A 17554-nucleotide genomic window follows, 5' to 3' on the forward strand; every position below is an offset into this window, starting at 1 on the left:
GCCCTTGAGGTCAAGCGGAAATCATGTGCCCGCCTCTGGTCAGTTTGTGCAGGCGCGGGTAGCGTCGCGCCAGCCCTTTTTGATGACTGGTTTTTCGCATGTCCCCCAACAGCTTTGGCGCGCTTTTGATGATGGCGTCGATGGCGTCGTTCACGCTCAATGATACGCTGATCAAGATGACTGATGGGGCGGTGCCGTTGGGCCAGATGCTGTTTCTGCGCGGCGCTTTGTCGGTGGCGTTGATCCTGATCTTTGCCCGGTGGCTGGGGCGCATCAGCTTTGCCATTGGTCGGGCGGATTGGGGCCGGATCGCGGTACGATCGGGGGCGGAGATTGGGGCTGCGTATTTCTTTATCTCCGCGCTTTTGAACATGCCCATCGCCAATGTCACTGCGATCTTGCAGGCGTTGCCCCTGACCGTGGCCGTTGCGGCGGCGGTTTTTCTGGGCGAGCCGCTGGGGTGGCGGCGGATGGTGGCCATTGGCGTGGGTCTGGTTGGCGTGCTGCTGATTGTGCGCCCCGGGGCGGAGGGGTTTTCCGTCTGGTCCCTTTATGCGTTGGGGGCGGTTGCTTGTGTCACCGTACGGGATCTGGCGACGCGTCGTCTGAGTGCGTCAGTGCCCACGATGACCGTCACGTTGATGGCCGCCGTGACCATCACGCTGTTCTTTGGAGCCGTATCCATCACAGAGCCGTGGGTGGCGCTGACCCCGCGCCTGTCGGTCCTGATCGGCGGTGCTGCGGTGCTGATCATCGGCGCGTACTGGTTTTCAGTGCAGGTCATGCGGCAGGGCGATATCGGGTTTATCGCACCATTTCGCTATACCGGGCTGGTCTTTGCACTGATCCTTGGGTTTGTCGTATTTGGCGATTGGCCGGATGCGCTGACAATGGTCGGGGCGGGGATCGTCGCGGCGACGGGCCTGTTCACACTCTACCGCGAACGGCGGGTGTCAGGGCGCTGAGAACACGCGGCGCACGTCGTCGATGTCCACGGCAAAACGGTCGCGGAACAGCTGAACCTGATCGGCTGTCAGTGGCTCGACCGGCCAATCCTTGACCTTTTTCTGGCGGCTGTCGTTGAAACCATTGTGCGTGCGGACGAACATGTCCTGGTCGGAAAACGTAACGCAGGGCATGAATTGCGGGATGCGTTCGTGCATGAAGTTGTGGATCGTGGCCTTGGAATTGCCCTTGATATACATGCCGAGGGCCGAGACATAGAAGGGCCGGTGGGTCTGTGACGCGGCGATGCCCTCTGCGCCCACTTCAGCCACGTAGCCCTGGTTCCAGTCAAAGGCGACGGTTCTGTTTTTGCGCGTCAACGCCTCGGTATCCTTGGCCGCTTGGCGCAGTTTGGCGATGAAATCGACGGCACAGGCGTCGTCGTCGTCGTGACGGAACTGAAGGCATGGTTTGGACGGGTCGCGCCGGGCAGCGTTCAGCAATTTCTTGGATGTGTCGCGGCTGGGGGCCGGGGGTTCGGCGATGATCTGGACCTGTTTGAGGTCTGCCGTGAGGTCATGCAGCCGGTCGCGGTGGTCCTTGGGAAATTGATCTCCGACGAGGATCAAAAGGTCGAAATCTTCGTCCGTTTGCGCCCGCAGGCAAGGCAGGGCCATGGTTTCAAGCAGGCGAAATCGTTCTTCGATCCGGTCATGCGCCCAAAGATAGGCCATGCGGTCTTCGACGCTGTCGTGACCCACCTGAAAGCCGCCGATGGCAGGGTAGGAAAAGCGGCATAGCCCGATGATCTGCATGGCGGCAAAGGCCCTTGTTTTTCTGCTCGTATTGCGGGCGACTGTGCCTTAGCCTGCGGGGCCTGCGCAAGCCGCCTGTGGCTGTTGACAGTACCTCCGACTCCCCCTATACGCCCGCTATCTCGGCAAGGGGGTCGCCCCGGCACCGAAATCAAAACTTAAGTGGACACGATCCGGCCCCTGCATTGGCCCGATCCTCTGGAAACCCACCGCGTCGCCCCGCACACCGGAGCGATTGCGGTTTTTGCGCTGTTGTGGACGCACAGCAAGCGATGGAATTGAAACCGCGGGGCCGCCCCGCACGACATATGTTGATGAGACGGGGAAAGACCTGCAATGCCAACGATCCAACAGCTGATCCGCAAACCGCGGCAGCCCAAAGTAAAACGCTCGAAGTCGCTGCACCTTGAGGGCAACCCTCAGAAGCGCGGCGTATGCACACGTGTGTACACCACCACACCAAAGAAGCCGAACTCGGCCATGCGGAAGGTTGCCAAAGTGCGCCTGACCAACGGGTTCGAGGTCATCAGCTACATCCCCGGCGAGAGCCACAACCTGCAAGAGCACTCGGTTGTGTTGATCCGCGGCGGTCGTGTCAAAGACCTTCCCGGTGTGCGTTACCACATCCTGCGCGGTGTTCTGGATACCCAGGGCGTCAAAGATCGTAAGCAACGCCGTTCGAAATACGGCGCCAAGCGCCCCAAATAAGGAGAGCAGCAGATGTCACGTCGTCACGCCGCCGAGAAACGCGAAGTCCTGCCCGACGCCAAGTATGGCGATAAGGTTCTGACCAAGTTCATGAACAACCTGATGGTCGATGGTAAGAAATCGACCGCAGAGCGCATCGTCTATAACGCGTTCGACCGGGTTGAATCCAAGATCAAGCGCGCCCCCGTGGAAGTGTTCCACGAAGCGCTGGACAACATCAAACCCTCCGTCGAAGTGCGTTCGCGCCGCGTCGGTGGTGCCACCTACCAGGTGCCTGTTGAAGTTCGTCCCGAGCGCCGCGAAGCGCTGGCCATCCGCTGGTTGATCACTGCCAGCCGCGGCCGCAATGAAAACACGATGGAAGAGCGCCTTGCCGGTGAGCTGCTGGATGCTGTGCAATCCCGCGGTACAGCCGTGAAAAAGCGCGAAGACACGCACAAGATGGCCGACGCCAACAAAGCGTTCAGCCACTACCGTTGGTAACCCAGACACTCTGAGGAAGCAGCCCCATGGCACGCGAATATCCGCTCGACCGCTACCGCAACTTCGGCATCATGGCTCACATCGATGCCGGCAAGACCACCTGTTCGGAACGCATCCTGTACTACACAGGCAAGTCCCACAACATCGGTGAGGTCCACGATGGGGCCGCCACCATGGACTGGATGGAGCAGGAGCAGGAACGCGGGATCACCATCACGTCGGCTGCGACCACCACGTTCTGGGAGCGCACCGAAGACGGTGAGACTGCCGAGACGCCCAAGCACCGTCTGAACATCATCGACACCCCCGGCCACGTGGACTTCACCATTGAAGTCGAGCGTTCGCTGGCCGTTCTCGATGGCGCTGTCTGTGTTCTGGACGCCAATGCGGGTGTTGAGCCGCAGACCGAAACCGTGTGGCGTCAGGCTGACCGCTACAAGGTGCCGCGCATGGTCTTTGTCAACAAGATGGACAAGATCGGCGCTGACTTCTTCAACTGCGTCAACATGATCGAAGACCGCACCGGCGCCCGCGCCGTGCCCGTCGGCATTCCAATCGGTGCAGAGACCGAGCTGGAAGGTCTGATCGACCTCGTGACCATGGAAGAGTGGCTGTGGCAGGGTGAAGATCTGGGCGCGTCCTGGATCAAGGCCCCAATCCGCGCCGATCTGGCCGACATGGCCGCCGAATGGCGCGAGAAGATGATCGAAGCCGCCGTCGAGCAAGACGACGACGCGATGGAAGCCTACCTTGAAGGCAACGAACCCGACGTCCCAACCCTGCGCAAACTGCTGCGCAAGGGCACGCTGGCGCTGGACTTCGTACCTGTTCTGGGTGGCTCGGCCTTCAAGAACAAAGGTGTCCAGCCGCTTCTGAACGCCGTGATCGACTATCTGCCCAGCCCGCTGGACGTTGTCGACTACATGGGCTTCAAACCCGGTGACGAAACCGAAGAGCGTAACATCGCCCGCCGTGCGGATGATGACATGGCGTTCTCCGGTCTGGCCTTCAAAATCATGAACGACCCCTTCGTGGGCTCGCTGACTTTCGTTCGCGTTTACTCGGGCACCCTGAACAAGGGCGACTCGATGCTGAACTCGACCAAAGGCAACAACGAGCGCGTTGGTCGTATGATGATGATGCACTCGAACGACCGGGACGAGATCACCGAAGCCTATGCGGGTGACATCATCGCGCTTGGCGGTCTGAAGAACACCACCACCGGTGACACGCTGTGTGACAAGAGCGACCCGGTGATCCTGGAAACCATGAACTTCCCCGATCCCGTCATCGAGATTGCGGTCGAGCCCAAAACCAAGGGCGACCAAGAGAAGATGAGCCAGGGTCTGGCCCGTCTGGCGGCCGAAGACCCGTCCTTCCGCGTGGAAACGGACATGGAATCCGGTCAGACCATCATGAAGGGCATGGGCGAACTTCACCTGGACATCCTGGTGGATCGTCTGAAGCGCGAATTCAAGGTCGAAGCCAACATCGGTGCACCGCAGGTAGCCTACCGCGAGACCATCGGTCACGAAGTCGAGCACACCTACACCCACAAGAAACAGTCGGGTGGGTCTGGTCAGTTTGCCGAGGTGAAGATGATCATCTCGCCCACGGAGCCAGGCGAAGGGTACAGCTTTGAGTCCCGCATCGTTGGTGGTGCCGTGCCCAAGGAATACATTCCGGGCGTGGAAAAAGGCATCAACTCGGTCATGGACAGCGGTCCTTTGGCGGGCTTCCCCGTCATCGACTTCAAGGTGGCCCTGATCGACGGCAAGTTCCACGACGTTGACTCGAGCGTTCTGGCCTTTGAGATCGCAGCCCGCATGGGCATGCGCGAAGGCATGAAGAAAGCCGGCGCCAAGCTGCTGGAACCCATCATGAAGGTCGAGGTCATCACGCCTGAAGAATACACCGGTGGCATCATCGGTGACCTGACATCGCGTCGGGGTCAGGTGTCTGGTCAGGAAAACCGCGGCAACGCCATCGCCATCGACGCGATGGTGCCGCTGGCCAACATGTTCGGCTACATCAACACCCTGCGTTCGATGTCGTCGGGCCGTGCCCAGTTCACCATGCAGTTCGACCACTACGATCCCGTGCCGCAGAACATCAGCGACGAGATCCAGTCCAAATACGCTTAATCGGGAAGGCGGGGTGAACCCCGCCCTACCACCCACTGTAGGGCGGGGTTCACCCCGCCACCCTTGAGAGAAAGAGGAGCCAAAAGATGGCAAAGGAAAAGTTTGAGCGCAATAAGCCGCACGTTAACATTGGCACGATTGGCCACGTTGACCACGGCAAGACGACGCTGACGGCGGCGATCACCAAGTATTTTGGTGACTTCAAGGCCTATGACCAGATTGACGGCGCGCCGGAAGAAAAAGCGCGCGGGATCACGATCTCGACCGCGCACGTGGAATACGAGACCGACGCGCGTCACTACGCCCACGTCGACTGCCCCGGCCACGCCGACTACGTCAAGAACATGATCACCGGTGCCGCCCAGATGGACGGCGCGATCCTGGTTGTGAACGCCGCGGACGGCCCCATGCCGCAAACGCGCGAGCACATCCTGCTGGGCCGCCAGGTTGGCATCCCGAAGATCGTCGTGTTCATGAACAAAGTGGACCAGGTCGACGACGAAGAGCTGCTGGAACTGGTTGAAATGGAAGTCCGCGAACTGCTGGACACCTATGAGTACCCCGGCGACGACACGCCCATCATCGCAGGCTCGGCCCTGGCGGCGATGGAAGGCCGTGACCCCGAGATCGGTGAGAACAAGATCCGCGAACTGATGGCGGCTGTGGACGAGTACATCCCGACGCCCGAACGCGCCGTGGACCAGCCCTTCCTGATGCCTGTCGAAGACGTGTTCTCGATCTCCGGTCGTGGGACCGTTGTGACGGGCCGTGTCGAGCGTGGCGTGATCAACGTGGGCGACGAGATCGAAATCGTCGGCATCAAGGACACCCAGAAAACGACCTGCACGGGCGTGGAAATGTTCCGCAAGCTGCTGGATCGTGGTGAAGCGGGCGACAACATCGGCGCGCTGCTGCGCGGCATCGACCGTGAAGCGGTTGAGCGCGGTCAGGTGCTGTGCAAGCCCGGGTCTGTGCAGCCGCACACGAAGTTCGAAGCCGAAGCCTACATCCTGACCAAGGACGAGGGTGGCCGTCACACGCCGTTCTTCGCGAACTACCGTCCGCAGTTTTACTTTCGCACGACGGACGTGACGGGCACGGTTCAGCTGGCCGAGGGCACCGAGATGGTGATGCCAGGTGACAACGTGTCATTCGGCGTTGAGCTGATCGCACCGATCGCGATGGAGCAGGGCCTGCGCTTTGCGATCCGCGAAGGCGGCCGCACGGTTGGTGCGGGTGTTGTGTCGAAAATCACCGAGTAAATCGGACACAGGTGGGGCTGAGATTTTTCGTACGAAAAATCTTGGCCCGCTTACAAAAAACGGTTCGATGAAGGGGCGCGGTGGTCGTGCCTCTTCCTCTCAACTGAAAACCCGAAAAGGGAATATGGACAAATGGCCATTCAAAGCCAAAACATCCGCATTCGTCTGAAGGCGTTTGACTACCGTGTGTTGGACGCGTCCACGCAGGAAATCGTCAACACTGCCAAGCGGACAGGTGCCTCCGTGCGCGGTCCCATCCCGCTGCCGAACAAGATCGAAAAGTTCACCGTTCTGCGCGGCCCGCACGTTGACAAGAAATCCCGTGACCAGTTCGAGATCCGGACGCACAAGCGTCTTCTCGACATCGTTGATCCGACCCCCCAGACAGTGGACGCGCTGATGAAGCTCGACCTCGCTGCTGGTGTGGATGTCGAGATCAAGCTGCAGTCGTAAGGAGGGTATGATTATGCGCTCTGGAATTCTCGCAAAGAAAGTCGGCATGACCCGCCTCTTCATGGAAGATGGCAAGCAAGTGCCCGTCACCGTGCTGCAACTCGACGCCCTTCAGGTTGTCGGTCAGCGCACGTCCGACAAGGACGGCTACTCCGCCGTGACCCTTGGCGCAGGTACGCCCAAGGTCAAGCGCGTGAGCAAGGCCATGCGCGGCCACTTCGCCGCCGCCAAGGTTGAACCCAAGCGGAAGCTGGTTGAGTTTCGCGTGACCGAGGACAACCTGATCGGTGTGGGCGAAGAGATCATCGCCGACCACTATTTCGAAGGTCAGTTTGTCGATGTGACGGGCACGTCGATTGGTAAAGGCTTTGCCGGTGCCATGAAACGCCACAACTTCGGTGGTCTGCGCGCGTCGCACGGTGTGTCGATTTCCCACCGTTCGCACGGCTCGACCGGCCAATGTCAGGACCCCGGCAAGGTGTTCAAAGGCAAGAAAATGGCCGGCCACATGGGTGCCGCAAAGGTGACCACGCAGAACCTGCAGGTTGTCCGCACCGACAGCGACCGTGGTCTGATCATGATCAAAGGCGCCGTGCCCGGATCGAAAGGTGGCTGGGTCACCGTCAAGGACGCGGTCAAAAAGCCGTTCCCTGAAAATGCGATCCTGCCTGCCGCTTTGAAATCCGCCAAGGAAGAAGCTGCGAAAGCCGCCGAAGAAGCCGCTGCTGCCGCAGCCGCCGAAGCGGAAGCCGAAGCACAGCGTCTGGCCGAAGAGCAGGCAGCTGCCGAAGCCGAAGCGCTGAAAGCCGCAGAAGCCGAGATTGCTGCCGACAAGGCAGACGAGGCCCCTGCTGCCGAGAAGAAGGAAGGTGACGAATGAAACTTGATGTCATCAAACTGGACGGCGGCAAAGCCGGGTCTGTCGAGCTGAGCGAGGACCTGTTTGGTCTTGAGCCCCGCGCCGATATCCTGCACCGCATGGTCCGCTGGCAGCGCAACAACGCGCAAGCGGGGACCCACAAGGTCAAGACCCGTTCGGAAACCAGCTACTCGACCAAGAAGATCTATCGCCAGAAGGGCACCGGCGGCGCACGCCACGGTGACCGCAACGCGCCGATCTTCCGCAAGGGTGGTATCTACAAGGGTCCGACGCCGCGTTCGCATGGCCACGACCTGCCCAAGAAGTTCCGCAAGCTTGGTCTCAAGCACGCGCTGTCGGCCAAGGCCAAAGCAGGCGAGTTGGTGATCATCGAGGATGCGGCTTCGGCAGGCAAAACCGCCGCTCTGGCCAAACAGGTTGCTGACCTGGGCTGGAAACGTGCGCTGGTGATTGACGGGGCGTCCGTGAACGAGGACTTCCTGAAAGCATCGCGCAACATCGAAGGTCTGGATATCCTGCCGACGATGGGTGCAAACGTATATGACATTCTCAAGCGTGACACGCTGGTGATCACGAAGGCGGGTGTCGAAGCACTGGAGGCTCGTTTGAAATGAGTGCCAAGGCAGAACATTACGACGTGATCCGCAAGCCGATCATCACGGAGAAGGCAACCATTACGTCCGAGAACGGCGCGGTGGTCTTTGAGGTGGCGATTGACAGCAACAAGCCTCAGATCAAGGAGGCCGTTGAGGCGCTCTTTGGTGTGAAAGTGAAGGCCGTGAACACGACCATCACGAAGGGCAAGGTCAAGCGTTTCCGCGGCCAGTTGGGCAAGCGGAAGGACGTGAAAAAGGCCTATGTGACGCTGGAAGAAGGCAACACGATCGATGTGACCACCGGTCTTTGATCCGGGTGGTGGGGTGAAACCCCACCCTGCAAAATTCTGAGAACCCCGGCTGCGTGAGCGGTCGGGGTTTTTTTCATGTCCCACGCTGGGACAGGACATGGGCCCCAGGGAATCAAGGGGTTAGAGGGGCGTGTTAGGAAAGTGTTAGGGATTTATGCGCGCGGAGGGGTGGGTGTGGCGGGGTGAAACCCCGCCCCACGGCGCAATGGGATGTGCCGATCTTGAGACCCGCGTCAGAGCGGGATGTCGTCGTATTTGCGCGACGTGGTGAGGGGGGACGTACCGGAGGCGGCCTTGGTCATCAGTTCGACCATGCGGGTGGCCTGATCCGCGTATTGCTGTGCGGCGTCGCGGCAGTAGCTCGACTGCAATTCCATGAGTTCAACGGGCGAGGTGCAGGCCATCATGGCGCGCTGCGCCTCGAAATCCTTCTGCACGCGGTCCATCGCAAAGCGGGTACATTCGGTTGTGATCTCCATCCACGCTTGCGCGGCGGCAGGGTTAAAGGCCGAGAGGGCGGCGGCCATGGGGTTGGGGTCAGTCTCGGGCGTTTTGGATTTGGGCATGGGGGTGTCCTTTGGTGGGAGGTCTGGGGACAGTGTAGCGGGTTTGTGTGGGATGGGAATTGATATGGATCGTGTGGGGGCGCTCATCGCTTCGGTCCATGGCTTGCCTGCATCCCGCGTGGCGATGGGATCCTCCGCCTCAATGTGCCACGGCAATGCTGCATCCAGACGCTGTTTCAGCTCGATCACATCCAAGTCTGGTTGCCCGGTCAACGCTTAGCAACTAAACCCGCACGAAATGAAGCCGCCGAACAGGTTGGGAGATGCCTTGCAAGACGTTCAATCCATATTCCAGCAAGTCAAAGCGTTCCGAAACTGGCGAAAACAACAAAGGCGAAGGATCTCGAGGTATCACGAACTTCAGACGGCAGAACATGATTGGAGTGTGCGAGAAGAAATTGAGGGACCGAATACGACACTAAGTTATGGTCCTTACAGTTTTCAAATGTCCGTTTTGAATGGCGTCTCTGAGTTGCCCGGTCTGAGAGATCATACTGCACTGGCCTTGGCCGGGGTTTCCATGTCGATCAACGCTCAACTCACATATGATGGGCCGGTTTCGAAGGGAATGGCGCGGCAAATCGACGAACTGTCCAATGCATACCGTTTATGGACAATAGATGGGCTGGCGCCTTTGCGGTTGTCGCTGAGCAATGTTGTTGATGACGAACACCCGCGCAACGACATCGCACAAACCGGTGTCATATGTCTGAGCGGTGGATTGGATTCAATGTATGCCGCGTTGCAGGCAAAAGAGGACGGCGATGTTCACCACGCGCTGCTGGTTGCGGGCCTCGACTACGACTCAAGCACTGCGCCAGGGTTCGTGGAACTGCGAGCGCGTGTTGAAAACATTGCGAGAGCATTTGGATTTGAGATGCTGTTCGTCAATTCCAGCATCAGGGACAACAAATATGTCTGGAGCCAAATGCATGGCTTGAATTTGGGAGCGTGTTTGAATCTCTTCTCGGATCAGTTCAAGTTTGGTGTAATTGCGCAAGACAACACAACAGTTCAGAACCTGCACCGGCATCCCTGGGGCAACCACATCGCGCTGGATGGACTTATGTCCACGGAACGTTTCGGTATCAGGACATATGGTCAAAATGCGGATCGCGTAGAAAAATTACGTCGTATTCTGGAGTGGAATGAAGATGTCGTGCGGCATTTATCCGTCTGTTTTTCTGATCGGAGTACAGGCGGTAATTGTGGTCACTGTCCAAAATGTTGCCGTCTGCGCGCAACGTTTGAGGCACTTGGTGTTTCGGACAACGGTCTTTTTGAGACTTACCCCGATCTTGCAACTTGCTTCAGGGAGATGAAGGTTCCGCGCAAGATCGCCGCAATTCGGGGGATGATGTGCCGCACAAGCGAAGTCGCTATCGCGCTGCAAGATGGGGCCACGCGAGACGCGGTTGTCGGGTTGGAAAACAGGCTGCGCGAGGCGTTTGTCGCGGCAACCGAATAAAACGAGGCACGCGGCCGCCTGTTCACGTTTGTCGTGCAATCGCACACCGCTTTTCTGTTGAACCGGCTAGATCGTGCGCTGCCTTTGCTCTGATCAGCATTGGTTTACTTGCAATGCAGGTTGAACGTCGCATCGCTTTGCGCTGAGTGGGTGGCGCGGGAGTTCACGCGGTTCCGGCTGTGACACCTCCAAGAGACTGCAGAGACAGGGGTAGCGATGGCGCGTTGTGCCTCTAAACCCTTTTGCACGCGGTCCATCGCAAAGCGGGTGCAGTCGGTTGTGATCTCCTTGCGCGATGGCAGGGTTGGAGGCCGAGCGGGCGGCGGCAATGGGGTGTTCTTTGGTCGGAGGGCTGGTGATAGTGTCGTGGGCTTGTGTGGGATGGGAATTGACCTGGTCCGGCGGGACCGGAAGCGGCGATATGGGCCGACGACGTCCACAGAAATGCCTTATATTGAGGCTATGTCGCGACAAGCAAAGACAGCGGCAGAGTGGGACATGGTATCCAACGACACAAAGCGCGCGCTACGTCGAGAATTGGAGTTGGTCCGTTCGACGAGCGCCCGCGCATCCGGCAAAATGATTGGTGCATCGCAGGCAGATTGGCAGCACGGCGCAATTGGCAAAACGTTGGATCGTTTGGCTGGTGTGACCAAGGACTTATTGACCGGTAAGACCTCGGTTGAGGAGGCGCGCGCTTTCACCGGGCGATGTGCGCCCGTGGAGACCCGAATGGACCGTCAACGGGTTCGGGCGGCGCGGTCTGTGTCAGAAATTTCGGCTGAGTTGGCCAAGCTGCCCCGTGTTCAGGTGCGCCGCAGTCCGTCCGGTATCAAGACTGTCCGGGATATCGCATTTGCGAAAGGCGATGTTGGCTTGTTTGGGCAGCCTGTTCCCCGTGCCGGTGAGAACAAAGACGACCTTTGCAGGGGTGTCAGAACAATGTTTCAAAGGGCGATGTTTCCGCCCTTTGAGTGTGATGCCCGTCGGCAGGAATTGAAACGGCATGGGTATGTGGAGGCGTACCCGGAGGACCACGTCTGGATATCGGATTCAGAGTCCGATGCTTCACAGATTACATTTAAAGCGCAGCGTGCGGTCAAAGCTACGTATGGAGGGCGCGAGATCGAAGACGTATCCATGGATGTCCGTGTCTTTAAGCTGGACCTGTCGTCTGCATTGGGAGCGGCGTTTATGGGCGATGTACAAGATATCTGGAGGCGCTTTGAACACCGTCCGTGTTTTGTGTTGAAGGTAAGCATGGGGCCGCGTGCGAGAGAGAAGATGCGGACACATCTGTTTGGAAGTTCGTTTTCAGATGACCACCCCTGGTACGTCCAAGCGGTTGAATGGGCGGCTTTTGCGACGGTCGACGAAAACGCGCCTGTGCTTGGATCTGCAAAATACGAAGAATTTGTGTGAGCCCCCTTTGGGTGCGGCAGGCTTGCGCAAAGGTGAAGGGCAGACTGCCCACCCTACGTTGGGCTGGCTTTGCCGGGCTGAAGCACGGCCTACGGTGGGGGACGCAATGGTGGGCGGAATGCCCGCCCTACGGGTTGACCCCACCCCATGCCTGCCTTAACAGACCCCATCGGCAAGGCCCCGGATTCGTCCGGGGCTTTGTTATTGCTCGTTTGAGTACACTACCGGGCACCTTCGGGGGCCTTTAACCATAGGCGGGGGTCATCGGACCAACCGTCGTTTAGCAAAACGGAAGACAGTAACATGGCACTCAAGTCGTATAAGCCGACGACGCCGGGCCAGCGTGGGCTGGTTCTGATCGACCGTTCGGAGCTGTGGAAGGGGCGCCCCGTCAAGGCGCTGACCGAAGGTCTCACCAAGAATGGTGGCCGCAACAACACCGGACGGATCACGATGCGCCGCAAAGGCGGGGGCGCAAAGCGTCTCTATCGGATCGTCGATTTCAAACGGAACAAGATGGATGTCACGGCCGTGGTCGTGCGCATCGAATATGACCCCAACCGGACCGCGTTCATCGCCCTCGTGCAATACGAAGATGGCGAGCAGGCCTATGTCCTGGCCCCGCAGCGTCTGGCTGTTGGTGACAAGATCATTTCGAGCCAGAAGGCGGACATCAAGCCCGGCAACACCATGCCGTTCTCGGGCATGCCCATCGGGACAATCGTGCACAACATCGAGCTGAAGCCCGGCAAGGGTGGTCAGATCGCGCGTGCCGCTGGTACTTACGCCCAGTTCGTGGGTCGTGATGGGGGCTATGCCCAGATCCGCCTGAGTTCGGGCGAGCTGCGTCTGGTCCGTCAGGAATGCCGCGCCACCGTTGGTGCCGTCAGCAACCCCGACAACTCGAACCAGAACTACGGTAAAGCCGGTCGCATGCGTCACAAGGGCATTCGCCCGAGTGTCCGTGGTGTCGTCATGAACCCGATCGATCACCCCCATGGTGGTGGTGAAGGCCGGACCTCCGGTGGTCGTCACCCTGTGTCCCCATGGGGCAAGCCGACCAAGGGTGCCCGTACCCGCAACAAGAACAAAGCGTCGCAAAAGCTGATCATCCGCTCGCGTCACGCCAAGAAGAAGGGGCGTTAAGATATGTCTCGTTCAGTTTGGAAAGGTCCGTTTGTCGACAGCTATGTGCTGAAGAAAGCGGAAGCGTCGCGCGAGAGCGGTCGCAACGAAGTCATCAAGATCTGGTCCCGTCGGTCCACCATTCTGCCCCAGTTCGTGGGGCTGACATTTGGTGTGTACAACGGCCACAAGCATATTCCCGTGAACGTGTCCGAAGAGATGATCGGTCAGAAGTTCGGGGAATATTCGCCCACGCGGACCTATTACGGTCATGCGGCTGACAAGAAGGCGAAACGCAAATGAGCAAGGATAAGAATCCACGCCGCGTGGCGGACAATGAAGCGATGGCGAAGACGCGCATGTTGCGCACGTCTCCGCAGAAGCTGAACCTGGTTGCCCAGATGATCCGCGGCAAGAAGGTCGATAAGGCCCTGACCGATCTGACGTTCTCGAAAAAGCGCATCGCGCAGGACGTCAAGAAGTGCCTGCAGTCGGCCATCGCCAACGCTGAAAACAACCACAACCTGGACGTTGACGAGCTGATCGTTGCCGAAGCCTGGGTTGGCAAGAACCTGACCATGAAACGCGGGCGTCCCCGGGCGCGTGGCCGTTTCGGCAAGATCATGAAGCCCTTTGCGGAAATCACGATCAAGGTGCGTCAAGTTGAAGAAGTTTCAGGGGAGCAAGCCTGATGGGGAATAAAGTCAATCCGATTGGCATGCGCCTGCAGGTGAACCGTACATGGGACAGCCGCTGGTATGCCGACACCAAGGATTACGGTGATCTTCTGCTGGAAGATCTGAAGATCCGTGATTTCATCAAGACCGAGTGCAAGCAGGCCGGTGTGGCCCGTGTGATCATCGAGCGTCCGCACAAGAAGTGCCGCGTCACGATCCACACAGCCCGCCCCGGTGTCATCATAGGCAAGAAAGGTGCAGACATCGAAGGTCTGCGCAAGAAGCTGGCCAAGCTGACCGACAGCGAGCTGCATCTCAACATCGTTGAGGTCCGCAAGCCCGAGCTGGACGCGGCCCTTGTTGGCGAGTCCATTGCGCAGCAGCTGGAGCGTCGTGTGTCCTTCCGCCGTGCCATGAAGCGCGCCGTGCAGAACGCCATGCGTATGGGTGCCTTGGGCATCCGCGTGAACGTGGCCGGTCGTCTGGGGGGGGCAGAGATTGCCCGCACCGAGTGGTACCGTGAGGGCCGTGTGCCCCTTCACACCCTGCGTGCTGACATCGACTACGCACATGTCGAGGCGGAAACCGCCTATGGCATCATCGGGATCAAGACCTGGATCTTCAAAGGTGAGATCATGGAACATGACCCCGCTGCGCGTGATCGCAAGGCCCAAGAACTCCAGGACGGTCCGGCCCCACGTGGTGCCGGTGGCCGTCGCTAAAGGAGAGTAGAGATGCTTCAACCAAAGCGTACGAAGTTCCGTAAGCAGTTCAAAGGCTCGATCAAGGGTCAGGCAAAGGGCGGGTCCGACCTGAACTTTGGCACCTACGGCCTGAAGGCACTGCAGCCCGAGCGGGTCACCGCCCGTCAGATCGAAGCCGCGCGTCGTGCGATGACGCGTCACATGAAACGTCAGGGCCGGGTCTGGATCCGGATTTTCCCCGACGTGCCTGTGACCGCCAAGCCGATCGAAGTGCGGATGGGTAAGGGCAAGGGCTCGGTCGACCGTTGGGCGGCCAAGGTCAAACCCGGCCGCGTGATGTTCGAGATCGACGGTGTGAATGATGATGTCGCGCGCGAAGCGCTGCGTCTGGCGGCGATGAAGCTGCCGATCAAGACACGCGTTGTAGTGAGAGAAGACTGGTAAGTCTTCTCTCAACAGTGTGCGGCAGGGTATTTGCAACGCAAATGCACGAGAGCAGCACCCGGTAGACATTGAGAACCCTCGGCGTGAGAGCGCCGGGGGTTTTCTATTCCCATTCTACTATAGAAACTGAGTTTTCCACAGAGTGTTGACGAGTCATGTGAGTCTCCCAATGGATTCTTGTGGATGCCACCCTCTGAAGTTGACCGCCTGTGAAGCCGTACGCTATTAGCGGAGCTAGGAGCTTCATTCATCATTCTATAGCGAGGAATGTATATGGAGTTCTGGACCACCCTTAGAGAAGCGGAATTGGACCTTTTCCTTATGTCCGGAAATGGCTTGGGCGCGGTGCTGTTGGCGCTGGTTGCATTGGCTGTAGTCTTGCGGAGCAGGCGGGGGGACAGTTTGGCTGCTTTTTTCAAATTTCTTCCCAAATCGAACAAGCGCAACGAGTGAATTGCATCCCAAGCCGGGCACCTAGCCCGGCCAGCGCCCGACCGACCTCCCCCCGGAGGGCGGGCGCTATGTCGACATCCGCGCTGAGCGGTGATGTTGTGCCTGACGGTGAGGGGTCGCTCTGTTCAGAAGCCCTCCAGGTCGGTCGGGCGCTGGCCTTTGTGGAGCCTTGAGAAATGTGAGGAGATCGAAGACATTATAGATCATGAAAGTTCAATTCTCTGATTGGCCTCTAGATGGTACTAACACTGTGATCGCAAAGTTGCTATTTGGGGCGTGTACCGAAATGGGCTACTGCCTGTCACAAGATGACAATGACAGAATTTGTGCCATGTCTCTCAATACAATTGGTGAGTTTGCGTCAGAGGTCATGATGGCAGAGGGATTGTTGCCCGAAATGCACAAGGGACTGTTTCGAGACCTGTGTGCGTGGGTCTGCGAAAAGCAATCCAAACTCTCGTAAAGCCTTGGTCTGTCTACGTGTTGCCCAAAGCGCGGAATCAAGGCCGCAGGCCGCCGCGCCATTGACAGGCCACCCCCGGGCCTGTCGATACGTCTAACGCCAGCACACCGCTCGGGTCGAAGATGTGTTTGGCTTCCATAAAGCGCTGTAGAATATCCGTTGGGTCGACAGACCGTGGCCTGTCCCCTCTCGGCAGATTTGGCAATTGCCAAATCGCCTGCCGGGCAAATGATGCCGCGGCTTTGCGCCTTGGTTATCACTGGGCCTATTCAACGGTGGCTATTATCCGCGGGATGTCTAAGCTGGCTCACACCCCCACAGCGAGGCGCGCATCATGAAACACGTCCCCAAGCCCACCACCGACGAAGATCTGATCAAGCAATTCCTCGACAAGGGCGGTGAGGTCAAGAAGGGCAAGACCAAGCCGATGCCGGAGGGGCTGGGCCTGTCCAACAACCAGTGGGGCAACAAGCTGACCAAAGAGGAAAAGGCGGCCAGGAAGGCCGCAGAGACGCCCAAATAGGGCGCTGAACGTTTGGACCTACTTGGTCAAATGGCGTCTCGCCGCGTGCTTTTTCCAATGCCAGACGACACGAACATAGGTTCAGATGGCCCTGCCGGACAGCATGGCGTGCCGGGCCCGTAAGGCGGACGTGTCGTCCGCCCCCGGTGACACTTATCCGTCGATGTCCGAGATCAGATCCGGGTTTTTCACCAGATTGCGCACGCCGTGCGCCTTGCGTTCGTCGAAGATGTTGGCGCGCATCCATTCCGCGACCGACCCGATATAGAGCTTCTGGACCTGGGGCCGCACGCTCCAACTGACCTGTATGGGCGAGCCCTTTTCGTTGTAGTCGGGCCCGGTGGTGGAGCCGTCATAGGTGATCGGCGTGCCCGTGTCGGACGGAATGTTCAGCGCCTGATGGTAGCCGTTCACCAGCCCCACTTCGGACAGCTCCATGAAGTCGGCGGCGCTGTCGTCGTTGACCAGCACGAACACCTGCGTCTCGACCCGCAATTGCGGATTGATGATCGCCTCGCTCAGGCAGGACCCCAGCGTGGGGCCGGGGTCGATCTGGGCCGTGGTGTGGACATAGTGCACTTCGATCGTGTCGCCCGGCGCCAATGCGCCTTTGCCGTTCGAGGGGCCCACGGGATAGTCGACGGGGGTCAGTTCCGCCTCGGTCAGTGCGCCGTCATAGGCAAAGCCGGTGCCGTAGCCCGTCCCGTCGCCATTGCCGATATAGGTGGTGAATTCGCCGCCTGAATGTTCGGCCCCTTCGTGGAAGTGGATGTTGCACAGGTTCATCTCTGTGTAGGCGGGGGCCGCTTCGAACGCGCGGGCGTTGTCGCCTGTCAGCGTGTTGAGGTCGCGCGGGGCTTGCGGGCCGTAGCCTTTGCCAGCTGTCTCTGCCGCCAGTGCTGCGCGTTGGGCCGCGATCACGTCATCGCCAACAGGCTCCCCCTCGGCCAGAACCAGACCGGTCGATGCAAGCAGGGATGCGGTGGGCAGGAGGAAGCGTGGCAGAGGCATGGACATATCCTTTTGAGTGACTTGGGCGGGCGACACGCGCGCGGTGCGCTTGGCTATTCAAGTAGCGTGTTGCCGGGTGCTTCAAGCCAAATCGCCGTGAT

Annotated in this window: 21 protein-coding genes; 18 read left to right on the forward strand and 3 right to left on the reverse strand. The window is 59.2% G+C overall.

Annotation, left to right across the window (positions count from 1 at the left end; genetic code table 11):
* Positions 1 to 98: 98 nt before the first annotated feature.
* A complete protein-coding gene (locus Q1A32_RS10555; RefSeq protein ID WP_299652497.1) occupies positions 99 to 965 on the forward strand; it encodes a DMT family transporter in 867 nt (288 codons plus the stop codon).
* Here the strand turns inward: Q1A32_RS10555 and Q1A32_RS10560 are convergent.
* A complete protein-coding gene (locus Q1A32_RS10560) occupies positions 954 to 1760 on the reverse strand; it encodes a putative rhamnosyl transferase (RefSeq protein WP_299652499.1) in 807 nt (268 codons plus the stop codon). The two genes, Q1A32_RS10555 and Q1A32_RS10560, sit on opposite strands and share 12 nt — an antisense overlap.
* Before the next feature lie 336 nt (positions 1761 to 2096).
* On the opposite strand from Q1A32_RS10560, the gene rpsL reads away from it, so the two are divergent.
* From rpsL to Q1A32_RS10600, 8 genes are all read left to right on the forward strand, one after another.
* Positions 2097 to 2468, forward strand: coding sequence for a 30S ribosomal protein S12 (gene rpsL, locus Q1A32_RS10565; protein ID WP_024809820.1), 372 nt, complete (start codon positions 2097 to 2099; stop codon positions 2466 to 2468).
* Between the two features lie 12 nt (positions 2469 to 2480).
* Positions 2481 to 2951 (forward strand): 30S ribosomal protein S7, encoded by a 471-nt coding sequence (gene rpsG / locus Q1A32_RS10570; RefSeq protein WP_076628880.1) that lies wholly within the window; start codon positions 2481 to 2483, stop codon positions 2949 to 2951.
* A gap of 26 nt (positions 2952 to 2977) precedes the next feature.
* Positions 2978 to 5095: an elongation factor G gene (gene fusA / locus Q1A32_RS10575; protein WP_299652501.1), complete on the forward strand. Its 2118-nt coding sequence runs from the start codon at positions 2978 to 2980 to the stop codon at positions 5093 to 5095.
* Positions 5096 to 5181: 86 nt separating this feature from the next.
* A complete protein-coding gene (tuf, locus tag Q1A32_RS10580; protein WP_299612684.1) occupies positions 5182 to 6357 on the forward strand; it encodes an elongation factor Tu in 1176 nt (391 codons plus the stop codon).
* A gap of 138 nt (positions 6358 to 6495) precedes the next feature.
* Positions 6496 to 6810 (forward strand): 30S ribosomal protein S10, encoded by a 315-nt coding sequence (rpsJ, locus tag Q1A32_RS10585; protein WP_108838874.1) that lies wholly within the window; start codon positions 6496 to 6498, stop codon positions 6808 to 6810.
* 10 nt (positions 6811 to 6820) lie between these two features.
* On the forward strand, positions 6821 to 7690 hold the full coding sequence (gene rplC / locus Q1A32_RS10590; protein ID WP_299613770.1) for a 50S ribosomal protein L3: 870 nt from the start codon (positions 6821 to 6823) through the stop codon (positions 7688 to 7690).
* Positions 7687 to 8304: a 50S ribosomal protein L4 gene (rplD, locus tag Q1A32_RS10595; RefSeq protein ID WP_299652503.1), complete on the forward strand. Its 618-nt coding sequence runs from the start codon at positions 7687 to 7689 to the stop codon at positions 8302 to 8304. Before rplC ends, rplD begins: the two co-directional genes overlap by 4 nt.
* Positions 8301 to 8597, forward strand: coding sequence for a 50S ribosomal protein L23 (locus Q1A32_RS10600; RefSeq protein ID WP_299652505.1), 297 nt, complete (start codon positions 8301 to 8303; stop codon positions 8595 to 8597). The genes rplD and Q1A32_RS10600 overlap by 4 nt, the downstream gene beginning before the upstream one ends.
* Before the next feature lie 233 nt (positions 8598 to 8830).
* Here the strand turns inward: Q1A32_RS10600 and Q1A32_RS10605 are convergent, their stop codons facing one another.
* Positions 8831 to 9163, reverse strand: coding sequence for a phasin family protein (locus Q1A32_RS10605; RefSeq protein WP_299652507.1), 333 nt, complete (start codon positions 9161 to 9163; stop codon positions 8831 to 8833).
* Between the two features lie 268 nt (positions 9164 to 9431).
* On the opposite strand from Q1A32_RS10605, the gene Q1A32_RS10610 reads away from it, so the two are divergent.
* From Q1A32_RS10610 to Q1A32_RS10650, 9 genes are all read left to right on the forward strand, one after another.
* Positions 9432 to 10631, forward strand: coding sequence for a hypothetical protein (locus Q1A32_RS10610; RefSeq protein WP_299652509.1), 1200 nt, complete (start codon positions 9432 to 9434; stop codon positions 10629 to 10631).
* 498 nt (positions 10632 to 11129) lie between these two features.
* Positions 11130 to 12053 (forward strand): hypothetical protein, encoded by a 924-nt coding sequence (locus Q1A32_RS10615; protein WP_299652511.1) that lies wholly within the window; start codon positions 11130 to 11132, stop codon positions 12051 to 12053.
* 303 nt (positions 12054 to 12356) lie between these two features.
* The gene (gene rplB, locus Q1A32_RS10620; RefSeq protein ID WP_299652513.1) at positions 12357 to 13199 is read left to right on the forward strand and encodes a 50S ribosomal protein L2; all 843 of its coding nucleotides are present in this window, start codon (positions 12357 to 12359) and stop codon (positions 13197 to 13199) included.
* A gap of 3 nt (positions 13200 to 13202) precedes the next feature.
* On the forward strand, positions 13203 to 13481 hold the full coding sequence (rpsS, locus tag Q1A32_RS10625; RefSeq protein ID WP_025059469.1) for a 30S ribosomal protein S19: 279 nt from the start codon (positions 13203 to 13205) through the stop codon (positions 13479 to 13481).
* Positions 13478 to 13870, forward strand: a complete 393-nt coding sequence (rplV, locus tag Q1A32_RS10630; protein WP_108838856.1) for a 50S ribosomal protein L22 — start codon at positions 13478 to 13480, stop codon at positions 13868 to 13870. Before rpsS ends, rplV begins: the two co-directional genes overlap by 4 nt.
* Positions 13870 to 14577, forward strand: a complete 708-nt coding sequence (rpsC, locus tag Q1A32_RS10635; RefSeq protein ID WP_299612668.1) for a 30S ribosomal protein S3 — start codon at positions 13870 to 13872, stop codon at positions 14575 to 14577. The genes rplV and rpsC overlap by 1 nt, the downstream gene beginning before the upstream one ends.
* Before the next feature lie 12 nt (positions 14578 to 14589).
* Positions 14590 to 15003 (forward strand): 50S ribosomal protein L16, encoded by a 414-nt coding sequence (gene rplP, locus Q1A32_RS10640; protein WP_299046720.1) that lies wholly within the window; start codon positions 14590 to 14592, stop codon positions 15001 to 15003.
* A 784-nt stretch (positions 15004 to 15787) separates the two neighbouring features.
* The gene (locus Q1A32_RS10645; protein ID WP_299652515.1) at positions 15788 to 15919 is read left to right on the forward strand and encodes a hypothetical protein; all 132 of its coding nucleotides are present in this window, start codon (positions 15788 to 15790) and stop codon (positions 15917 to 15919) included.
* A 334-nt stretch (positions 15920 to 16253) separates the two neighbouring features.
* Positions 16254 to 16442 carry a hypothetical protein gene (locus tag Q1A32_RS10650; protein WP_299612664.1) on the forward strand — a complete coding sequence of 63 codons (189 nt, stop codon included), beginning with the start codon at positions 16254 to 16256 and terminating at the stop codon, positions 16440 to 16442.
* A gap of 153 nt (positions 16443 to 16595) precedes the next feature.
* On the opposite strand, the gene Q1A32_RS10655 is transcribed toward Q1A32_RS10650, so the two are convergent.
* Complete coding sequence (locus Q1A32_RS10655; RefSeq protein ID WP_299652517.1) at positions 16596 to 17453, reverse strand: delta-class carbonic anhydrase; 858 nt, start codon at positions 17451 to 17453, stop codon at positions 16596 to 16598.
* Positions 17454 to 17554 lie beyond the last annotated feature (101 nt).

It is taken from the genome of uncultured Tateyamaria sp., from assembly GCF_947503415.1.
Taxonomy (GTDB): domain Bacteria; phylum Pseudomonadota; class Alphaproteobacteria; order Rhodobacterales; family Rhodobacteraceae; genus Tateyamaria.